The 9,818-nt window shown below is 73.8% G+C and carries 11 protein-coding genes and 1 pseudogene; 8 read left to right on the plus strand and 4 right to left on the minus strand.

From position 1 onward, the window contains the following. Positions 1–64: 64 nt before the first annotated feature. The 3 genes from ACXAHD_RS08235 to ACXAHD_RS08245 form a co-directional block, all read right to left on the minus strand. Positions 65–448, minus strand: a complete 384-nt coding sequence (locus tag ACXAHD_RS08235; protein WP_475049548.1) for a hypothetical protein — start codon at positions 446–448, stop codon at positions 65–67. Beyond that, the gene (locus ACXAHD_RS08240; protein WP_475049550.1) at positions 355–801 is read right to left on the minus strand and encodes a hypothetical protein; all 447 of its coding nucleotides are present in this window, start codon (positions 799–801) and stop codon (positions 355–357) included. The genes ACXAHD_RS08235 and ACXAHD_RS08240 overlap by 94 nt, the downstream gene beginning before the upstream one ends. Positions 802–887: 86 nt before the next feature. After that, the gene (locus tag ACXAHD_RS08245; protein WP_475049553.1) at positions 888–1,934 is read right to left on the minus strand and encodes a helix-turn-helix transcriptional regulator; all 1,047 of its coding nucleotides are present in this window, start codon (positions 1,932–1,934) and stop codon (positions 888–890) included. Between the two features lie 110 nt (positions 1,935–2,044). Between ACXAHD_RS08245 and ACXAHD_RS08250 the strand changes: the two genes are divergently transcribed. From ACXAHD_RS08250 to ACXAHD_RS08270, 5 genes are all read left to right on the plus strand, one after another. Beyond that, a complete protein-coding gene (locus ACXAHD_RS08250) occupies positions 2,045–2,170 on the plus strand; it encodes a hypothetical protein (RefSeq protein ID WP_281552913.1) in 126 nt (41 codons plus the stop codon). A gap of 15 nt (positions 2,171–2,185) precedes the next feature. Then, positions 2,186–3,325: a winged helix DNA-binding domain-containing protein gene (locus ACXAHD_RS08255; protein ID WP_289212057.1), complete on the plus strand. Its 1,140-nt coding sequence runs from the start codon at positions 2,186–2,188 to the stop codon at positions 3,323–3,325. 76 nt (positions 3,326–3,401) lie between these two features. Beyond that, positions 3,402–3,848 (plus strand): hypothetical protein, encoded by a 447-nt coding sequence (locus ACXAHD_RS08260; protein ID WP_289212058.1) that lies wholly within the window; start codon positions 3,402–3,404, stop codon positions 3,846–3,848. 157 nt (positions 3,849–4,005) lie between these two features. Continuing rightward, entirely contained in the window at positions 4,006–5,364 is a 1,359-nt protein-coding gene (locus ACXAHD_RS08265) for a class II fumarate hydratase (protein WP_475049559.1), read from the plus strand. A gap of 19 nt (positions 5,365–5,383) precedes the next feature. Next, complete coding sequence (locus ACXAHD_RS08270) at positions 5,384–6,064, plus strand: HAD family hydrolase (RefSeq protein WP_281552917.1); 681 nt, start codon at positions 5,384–5,386, stop codon at positions 6,062–6,064. Between the two features lie 28 nt (positions 6,065–6,092). Here ACXAHD_RS08270 and ACXAHD_RS08275 read toward each other — a convergent pair whose 3' ends face one another. Then, on the minus strand, positions 6,093–6,743 hold the full coding sequence (locus tag ACXAHD_RS08275; protein ID WP_289212059.1) for a helix-turn-helix domain-containing protein: 651 nt from the start codon (positions 6,741–6,743) through the stop codon (positions 6,093–6,095). A gap of 42 nt (positions 6,744–6,785) precedes the next feature. On the opposite strand from ACXAHD_RS08275, the gene cysS reads away from it, so the two are divergent. The 3 genes and pseudogenes from cysS to ACXAHD_RS08290 form a co-directional block, all read left to right on the plus strand. Further along, the gene (gene cysS / locus ACXAHD_RS08280) at positions 6,786–8,201 is read left to right on the plus strand and encodes a cysteine--tRNA ligase (RefSeq protein WP_281552919.1); all 1,416 of its coding nucleotides are present in this window, start codon (positions 6,786–6,788) and stop codon (positions 8,199–8,201) included. Beyond that, entirely contained in the window at positions 8,201–9,316 is a 1,116-nt protein-coding gene (gene rlmB, locus ACXAHD_RS08285) for a 23S rRNA (guanosine(2251)-2'-O)-methyltransferase RlmB (RefSeq protein WP_289212061.1), read from the plus strand. Before cysS ends, rlmB begins: the two co-directional genes overlap by 1 nt. An 89-nt stretch (positions 9,317–9,405) precedes the next feature. Further along, a pseudogene (locus ACXAHD_RS08290) lies at positions 9,406–9,818 on the plus strand (Hsp70 family protein); the annotation flags it as partial.

Below are 9,818 nucleotides of genomic sequence, written 5' to 3' on the forward strand. Positions count from 1 at the left end.
GGCTGCGGCCAAGGACCGACGATCAACGTCAGGTCCAGGTACGACGCTTGGTCAACCGATTACGTCAGCCGTCGGTGCCGCAGTCGGCGACCGGTTGCGTGGACTGGGTCGTGGCGACGATGGTCAGGTCGTGTTCGGCGAGTGCGTCCGGTAGCCGTACCAGGCCGGAGCGTTGGCGCTCCCACAGCGCGATGCCGTCGTGGAAGCGGACCGCGTAGGTCAGCACCGCCCCGTCGCCCGGCGGACGGTGCCCGCCGGTGTACCGCGCGAAGGTGTCGGCGTCGCGCAGTGCCTGGTCGACTAACGCCTGGTCGATCCGCGCCGCCATCGCCGGCTCGGTCAGGTCCACCTCGGTCATCGTGCACGGCGGCAGATCCGAGATCTGTACGCCGATCCGCCGCTGGTACGAGCCGCTGAACTCGCGCTCCTCCACGTCGATGACCTGCACATCCGCAGGGTCACGTCCAGGGCGGGCACCGGGGAGCGGTTCTGGACGACGACGGTGCCCCGGTCACGCCGGGTGGCCAACCACGACACCCGCTCGGCGTACCGCCGCTCGAACCGGTCCAGCGCGAGACCGTTGACCTGCTGCTGGTCGCGAAGCGCGCTGACCGCGATGATCAGCGCCACCGTGGAGACGACGGTGGCGGTGATCGCGGCGACCGCCTGGACCCAGCTGGCGACGGTGCCGGACCGCCCCGGCTGATCGTTGCCGTCGCCGCCCGGTGCGGCGGCCCCGGACCGGCTCACCGGGACGTACAGGCCGCTGCCGGACCGGTGCCAACCTGACAAATCCGCCACCCCGCCCTCGGCCTGCCCGTGGCGACCACAGTGACCGCTACCTCACCCATCATGTCGGCCGGCGGCAACCTGGCGTCATGGCGCGGCTACTGCGCGGTGGTCGGAATGTGGTCGTCATTCGGAGGCTGCTGCCCGGCGGTGGCGTACCGGCGGGCCAGGGTCGTGAATGCGGCGGCCAGCTCCGGCGGGCCGACGACCTCGATGCCGGCGTCGAACATGCCAACGGCGCTCGCCAGACCCACCCACGACCAGGAGCCCAGAGTCAGCCGGCAGCGGCGTGGACCGATCTCCTCGACGACGCCGCCGTAGGCGTACGGAGCCACCTCAACGGCCGGGAGATCCAGGATCACCTGGCCCCGGCACGGCCAGTCACCTGAGCCGGTCGTACTGGTTGTGCCGTCCGCGCCCCGGAACCTGGCCGTGACGAACGCGGCGACGCTGTCCGCCGGCAGCTCGCGCGGGGTGAAGCGCGGCCCGGTCGGGGTGCGCGGGCTGATCCGGTCGGCCCGGAAGATCCGCCAGTCGTCGCGGTCGAGATCCCAGCCGACCAGGTACCAGCGCCCCCGCCAGGTGACCAGGTGGTGCGGCTCGACCCGGCGGGGGACGGGCGCCGACCGGTAGTCGAAGCGCAGCACCTCGCGGGCCCGTACGGCATCGCTCACGGCCAGCAGCGTCGCGCTGTCGACCGGATGCGCGGCGGCCGGCCCGACGGCCGGCGCGGTCGTGACGGCCCCGGTCGTGACGGCCCCGATCGCCTCGATGGCCGATACGGCGTCGATCCGGTGGCGCAGCCGCTGCGGCATGACCTGCCGGACGGTGTGCAGCGCCCGCGTCGCTGCCTCCCCGATGCCGGCACCGCTGGCAGTGGCCGTCCGCAGCGCGATGGCGAGCGCGACCGCCTGCTCGTCGTCGAACAGCAGCGGCGGCAGCCGGGCACCGGCGTCCAGCCGGTAGCCGCCGGCCGGTCCCTTGACCGCCGTGATCGGGTAGCCGAGATCGCGCAGCCGGTCGACGTCGCGCCGGACGGTACGCGGGCTGACCGCCAACCGCTCGGCCAGCAGCCCGCCCGGCCACTCGCGGCGGGCCTGCAGCAGCGACAGCAGCATCAGCAGCCGCTCCGAGGTTTTCGGCACTTTCCTATTCTGACCGCAGTAGCGGACACAAACTGGCCGCTTCCGCTGTGAGTGTTGCCCCCGCGCCCGACACCCGTCGGGCCTGAATCGCACAGCCAGAGAGGCCGACCTTGTCGATCACCACCACCACCCACCTCAACTTCCGCGGCGAGGCGCGCGTACGCGGCGAAACGGTCGAGGAGGTCACCGGCTACTGGGACAAGGTCGTTGACGTCGCTGCCCCGTACAACGGCTAGTCGGGAGCGCGACCGATGACGGTGCTCGACACCCGGGCGCTCAACCGCGCGACACTGGCCCGGCAGTTGCTGCTCGACCGCGCCGACCTGCCGGTGCACGACGCCGTCGCCCATCTGGGCGGCCTGCAGGCGCAGGAGCCGCAGGAGCCGTTCGTCGGGCTGTGGAGCCGGCTGCGCGGCTTCGACCCGGCGGACCTGTCGGACCTGCTGCTGCGCCGCGCGGTGGTCCGGACCCATCTGATGCGCCGCACCGTCCATCTGCTGACCGCCGCCGACGCCGTGGCCTGGCGTCCCCGCCACGACGCCATGCTGCGGCAACGGGTCCTCGCCGTCTACCGCCACGAACTCGCCGGGGTCGACCTCGACGCGCTCGCGGTGGCCGGTCGGGCGGTGCTGGCCGACGGCGAGCCCCGGACGATGACCGGGCTGGCCCGCGCCCTGCCCGACGCGTGGCGGCAACGGGAACCGAGAGCACTGGGGGCGGTGCTGGCCACGGCGCTGATCCCGATGGTGCAGCTGCCGCCGCGCGGGCTGTGGCGTACCGCCGGCGGGGCACGCTACCGGCCGCTGGCGGAGTGGGCGGGCCAGCAGCCGGACCAGCTGACCGACGCAGCCGGCACCGACTTGGCCGAAGCTAGCACCGACCCGGCCGTAGCCGGCACCGATCCGGTCGGCCAGGCACTGGTACGGCGTTACCTGGCCGCGTACGGGCCGGCCACCAGCTCCGACCTGCGCGCCTGGTGCGGCCTGGCCGGGCTGCCGGCCGCCGTGGCGGCGGTCCGCGACGAACTGGTCGTCTTCCGCAACCAGCGCGGCCGGCAACTGCTCGACCTGCCGGCCGCGCCGCGACCCGACCCGGAAACCCCGGCACCGGTGCGGTTCCTGCCGGCGTTCGACAACGCGGTCCTCGGCTACGACGACCGCAGCCGGATCATCGACGACGCCCACCGAGGGCTGTCCGTCGCCGGGGCACGGGTGGTGCTGGTCGACGGTCGGGTGGCCGCCACCTGGACCGTCGACTCCGGCACCGTCATGGTCGCCGCGCTGCGCGGCCTCACCCGCGCCGAGCGTGCCGCCGTGGCCGAGGAAGGGGAGCGCGTGGTGGCGTTCCTTACTGACGGCGACAGCCACCGGGTACGACTCACCAACGGCTGAGGGCAGGCCGGTCAGCTCAGGTTTCGCCGCCGCCGATCCGGGCACACCCGGCACCAGGGACGGGAGGGGTGACGACATGGGGCGACGAGACAGCAGCGCCGACCAGGGCCGGGACCAGTTCTCCGAGCACGATCGCGGGCAGGCGTTCGTCGACGACCTGGAGCAGCGGTCGGCGTACCGCCAGGAGATCCTGGACGACGTCGTCGCGCCGCCGACCGACCCGGTGCGCGAGGCGAAGGAACGAGACCTCGACGATCCGGCCGACGTACCGATCCCGGCCGAGACGCTGCGCGACGGCGGCCCGACCCGCTCCGGTGGCGGCCTGACCACCACCGGTGGTACCGCCGGCCCGGCCAGCACCCGCCGCGCCACCGGCCCCGGTCGGGCCAAGGAGCCCGGCCGGGGGAAGAAGAGCCGCGGTCGGGGCAAGGTGGCGCCGACCACGACCGGTGACGCCACCAGCGGCGGCATGGGTACGCCGGCCGGCGGCACGACCAGCGACGCCACCACCCGCGAGGGGTAGCCCGCCGCCACCCGTGAGTAACCGCCCTGCGGGGTGCCGCCGGTCGGGGCAGGATGGAAGGGTGACTGACGAGGGCATCAGCGACGGCGGGATCGGCGACGGTGGGATCGGCGAGGACGGCGTCCGGGACGAGGGCTACCGGATCGAACGCGACACGATGGGCGAGGTGCGGGTCCCCGCCGACGCGCTGTGGCGGGCGCAGACCCAACGCGCGGTGCACAACTTCCCGGTCTCCGGCCGTACGCTCGAATCCGCCCAGATCCGCGCGCTCGCCCAGATCAAGGGTGCGGCCGCGCAGGTCAACGCCGACCTCGGGGTGATCCCGGCCGGCATCGCCGAGGCGATCGTCACCGCAGCCGCGCACGTCGCCTCCGGCGGCTACGACGACCAGTTCCCGGTCGACGTGTTCCAGACCGGTTCGGGCACCTCGTCGAACATGAACACCAACGAGGTGCTGGCCACCCTCGCCGCCCGTGAACTGGACCGGCCGGTGCACCCCAACGACCATGTCAACGCCTCGCAGTCCAGCAACGACGTATTCCCGACCTCGATCCACCTGGCCGCCTCGCATCAGGTGGTGCACGAGCTGATCCCGGCCCTGGACGAGCTGGCGACCGCGCTGGAAGGCAAGGTCGACGAGTTCGCCACCGTGGTCAAGGCCGGCCGTACCCACCTGATGGACGCCACCCCGGTCACCCTCGGCCAGGAGTTCTCCGGCTACGCCGCGCAGGTCCGCTACGGCCAGGAACGGTTGCGGTCGATCCTGCCCCGGCTGGCCGAGCTGCCGCTCGGCGGCACCGCCGTCGGCACCGGGGTGAACACCCCGCCCGGCTTCGCCGCCGCCGTCATCGCCAGGCTGGCCGACGCGACCGGGCTGCCGTTGACCGAGGCCCGCAACCACTTCGAGGCCCAGGGTGCCCGCGACGCCCTGGTGGAGACGTCCGGGCAGCTGCGCACCATCGCCGTCGGCCTCTACAAGATCGCCAACGACATCCGGTGGATGGGTTCCGGCCCGCGCGCCGGCCTCGGCGAGCTGCGCATCCCCGACCTGCAACCCGGGTCGTCGATCATGCCGGGCAAGGTCAACCCGGTGGTCTGCGAATCGGTACGCCAGGTCTGCGCCCAGGTGATCGGCAACGACGCGACGATCGCGTTCGCCGGCAGTCAGGGCGACTTCGAGCTGAACGTGATGCTGCCGGTGATGGGCAGCAACCTGCTCGAAGCGGTCCGGCTGCTGGCCGCCGCCAGCCGGCTGCTGGCCCAGCGTTGCGTCGCCGACCTCGCCGCCGACCCGGAGACCTGTCTGGCGTACGCCGAAGGGTCGCCGTCGATCGTCACCCCGCTCAACCGCCACCTCGGCTACGACGAGGCCGCCTCGATCGCCAAGCAGGCCCTCGCCGAGAACAAGTCGATCCGCGCCGTCGTGCTGGAACGCGGCCACGTCGACGCCGGCACGCTGACCGCCGCCGAGCTGGATGCGGCGCTGGACGTTCTGCGGATGACCCGGCCCAGCTGAGTCGGCATACCCTGGTGGGGTGATTACCACCGTGGTGTTCGACGTCGACGAGACCCTCGTCGACCTGCGGCCCGCGGTCACCGGCGCGCTGCAGACCGTCCTCACCGAGCTGCGCCGGTTGACCCCGCGCGCCGCCGAGCTGACCCTCGGCGACATGGCCGACGACTGGGCGGCCGCGTTCGCCGCCGACCCGTCCGCGCCGGTGATGCAGATCCGCCGGGGCGCCCTGGCCCGCTCGCTGGACCGGGTCGGCCTGCCCGAGCAGCTGGACCGGATCACCGGGATCTTCTTCGAGCGCCGGTTCGCGCTCAGCCGGCCGTACGCCGACACGCTGCCCGCCCTGGACCGGCTGCGCCGCCGGTACGCGGTCGGCCTGGCCACCAACGGCAACAGCCGCGCCGACCGGTGCGGGCTGCGCGGCCAGTTCGCCTTCGAGGTGTACGCCCACGTCGACGGCCTGCCGAAAAAGCCGGACCAGCGGTTCTACGACGCCGTACTGGCCGCCGCCGGGGTCACCGCCGCCGACCGGGTGGTCTACGTCGGCGACTCGATCCCGCACGACGTGGTCGGCCCCCAGGCGGCCGGGCTGCGGGCCGTCTGGCTGAACCGGCGCGGCGAGCCCTGCCCGCCCGAGGTGTGCCCGGACGCCCAGATCACCAGTTTGGCGCAGCTGCCCGACGCCCTCGCCGACCTGTTCTGAACGGCCCGCGCATCCTCGGAAGGAGCTGTCACAGCTCGCTGGCGAGCAGCCGGGACACCGCCTCGGCGGTCGCCTGCACCTGCGCGCCGATCGCCGGCACGTCCAGGGTGCCCATCGTCACCACCCCGACGCTGGCCTCCAGGCCGGGCACGCCGAGCACCGGGGCGGCGACCCCGTACGCGCCGGGCTGCAACTCGCCGCTGCTGGTCACCGGTCCGGGCGTACCGTCACGGCCGGCCAGGATCGCCCGGCCGGCGGCCCCGCGACCGACCGGGTGCCGCGACCCGGCCCGGTACGCCACGTGGAACGCCGTCCAGCTCGGCTCGACGACGGTCAGCGCCACCGCCTCGGCACCGTCGGCGACGGTCAGGTGGGCGGTGGCGCCGGAGGACTCGGCGAGCCGGCGCAGCGCCGGCAGCGCGGCATCGGCCAGCAGCGGCTGTGCCCGCCGGGCCAGCTGCAGCAGCCCGGCACCGAGCCGCAACCGACCGGCGGTGTCGCGGCGCAGCATGCCGTGCGCGGCCAGGGTGGTGGCCAGCCGGTAGACGGCGGCCCGACCGATACCGAGCCGGCCGGCGGCCTCGGTGACGGTGATCCCGCCGGTCGCCTCGGCGACCAGGCCCAGCAGGCGCAGCCCCCGGTCCAGGGTCTGCGCCGTCTCCGCCCCTCGCGCGTGCACACCGACAGAGTACGGACGGGTGCCAGTCGGTACCCTCGTAGCGTGACGCTCCGCTTGTACGACACCGCGACCCGGTCCGTGCGGGACTTCGTGCCCCGCCAGCCCGGCGAGGTCAGCGTCTACCTGTGTGGCGTCACCGTCCAGTCCGCCCCGCACATCGGTCACCTTCGCTCCGGCGTCAACTACGACGTGCTCCGCCGCTGGCTGGCCCACCAGGGGCTGCGGGTCACCTTCATCCGCAACATCACCGACGTCGACGACAAGGTGCTGGACAAGGCGGCCGCCGCGGGTCAGCCGTTCTGGTCGATCGCGTACGCCAACGAACTGTTGCTGGCCGCCGCGTACCGCAGCCTGAACGTGCTGCCGCCGACGTACGAGCCGCGCGCCACCGGGCACATCCCGGAGATGCACCAGCTGATCGAGCGGCTGATCGACCGCGGCCACGCCTACCCGGCCGGTGACGGCAGCGGCGACGTCTACTTCGACGTCGCCTCGTACGCCGACTACGGCGCGCTGTCCGGGCAGCGCCCCGACGCGATGCAGCCGGCCGGCGACGGCGTCGACCGGGCCAAACGCGACCCGCGCGACTTCGCACTCTGGAAGGGCGTCAAGCCGGACGAGCCCGCCGACGCGGCCTGGCGCTCGCCGTGGGGTCCGGGCCGGCCCGGCTGGCACATCGAGTGCTCGGCGATGTGCTGGCGTTACCTCGGCCCCGAGTTCGACATCCACGGCGGCGGGCTGGATCTGACCTTCCCGCACCACGAGAACGAGGTCGCCCAGTCCAAGGCGGCCGGGCTGCCGTTCGCCCGTTACTGGGTGCACCACGGGCTGCTCAACCTGGGCGCGGCGAAGATGAGCAAGTCACTGGGCAACGTCATCGACCTCGGCCACGTCGCCCGGCTCGGGGTGCGTCCGGTCGAGCTGCGCTACTACCTGACCGCGGCGCACTACCGGTCCCGCATCGACTACTCCGACGACGCCCTACTGGAGAGTGCCACCGCGTACCGGCGAATCGAGGGTTTCGTCCGGCGGGCGGCGGAGCAGGTCGGCGCGGTCGCCGCCACCGACATGCCGGCGGGGTTCGCCGCCGCGATGGATGACGACCTGAACACGTCGGCCGCGTTCGCCGTGCTGCACGACGGGATCCGCGACGGCAACAACCTGCTGGCCGGCGGTGATGATGACGCGGTCCGGGCCAGCCTGGGCCGGGTCCGCGCCATGCTGGGCGTGCTCGGCCTCGACCCGCTCGACCCGTCGTGGGGCGACGCCGCCCCGCGCGACGAGCTGCGTGGCGCGGTCGACGCGCTGATCGCCCTCGCCCTCGACCAGCGGGCGCAGGCCCGCGCCCGGCGCGACTGGGCCGCCGCCGACGCGGTGCGTGACCAGCTCAAGCAGGCCGGCGTCACGGTCGAGGACACCCCGCACGGCCCCCGTTGGACCATTGGAGAGCAGACCTGATGCCCGGCAACTCGCAACGACGTGGCCGGCGGGTCACCCCCAAGAAGGGCACCACCCAGGGCTCCGGCGGCAAGAACCGGTCCGGCCTGACCGGCAAGGGGCGCACCCTGCCGGCCGACGAACGGCCGTGGCACAAGGGCTACTCCGGCACCGAGAAGCTGCCGAACAAGACCGCCTGGAAGCAGGAGAAGGAACGCCGGGCGGCGGCCGCCGAGGGGCGCGCGCCGAAGATCGGCGTACCTGGGACGAAGGACACCACCTGGGGTGGCGGTGGCCGCAGCCGGGGCGGTCCGGCGACCGGCCGGTTGGCCCGGGGCGGTGCCCGGTCCGGGCCGCGGGTCTCCCCGGGCCGTAAGGCGCACCCGCCGAAGGACGCCCCGGAGCTGCTGGTCGGCCGCAACCCGGTGGTCGAGGCGCTGCGGGCCAATGTGCCGGCGACCGCGCTCTACGTCGCCCAGGGCATCGACGTCGACGACCGGGTCACCGAGCTGGTACGGACCGCCGGTGACCGGGGCATCGCGATCCTGGAGATCACCCGGGCCGAGCTGGACCGGATGACCGGCGGCGTGCTGCACCAGGGCGTCGGGCTGCAGGTGCCGGCGTACGCGTACGAGCCGTTCGAGGACCTGCTGGCCGCCGCCGCCGAGCAGCCGGAGCCGCTGCTGGTCGCCCTGGACGGGGTGACCGATCCGCGTAACCTCGGGGCGGTGGTGCGCTCGGCGGCCGCGTTCGGCGCGCACGGCGTGTTCGTGCCGGAGCGGCGGGCCGCCGGGATGACCGCCACCGCGTGGCGGACCAGCGCCGGTGCGGCCGCCCGGACCCCGGTCAGCCAGGTGGTCAACATGACCCGGGCGGTGAAGAAGTGCCAGGCCGAGGGGTTCGTCGTGGTCGGCCTGGACGCCGACGGCGAGACCGACCTGTATGACCTGGAGGCTGCGGTGGGTCCGCTGGTCGTGGTGGTCGGTTCCGAGGGTCGCGGGCTGTCCCGGCTCGTCGGCGAGACCTGTGACCTGCGGGTACGCATCCCGATGCACTCCGACGTCGAGTCGCTCAACGCCAGTGTGGCCGCCGCGGTCACCCTCGCCGAGGTCGCCCGCCGCCGCCTGGTCGGCTGACCGGCCGATCGCTGATCAGCGGGTCAGTCACCCGTAGCATGCCCGGGGTCGGTGTCGGGCGGGTTCGGGGTGCGGCGGAGGAACAGCTGATGACAGGGCAGGACGAGGGCTTCGCCCTCGGGGTCGACCTGGGCACCTCCAACACGGTCGCGGTGCTGCGCTGGCCGGACGGGCGGACCCGACCGCTGCTCTTCGACGGCGTGCCGGTCCTGCCGTCCGGGGTGTTCCTCGGCGACCGGCTGCACGTCGGTCGGGACGCGCAGCGGCTCGCCCAGGCCGACCCGGCCCGGTTCGAGCCGAACCCGAAACGCCGGGTCGACGAGCCGACGGTGCTGCTCGGCGCGCATGACGTGCCCACCGCTGACCTACTGGCCGCGGTGCTCGCGGCGGTGGCCCGGTCGGCGGTGGAGGCGGTCGGCTTCCTGCCGCCGGCGGCGCTGACCTACCCGGCCGGCTGGGGGGCCCGCCGCCGGGAGGTGCTGGCGCACGCGGTGGCCCGCGC

This window comes from Micromonospora sp. ABR4_055, from assembly GCF_056160425.1.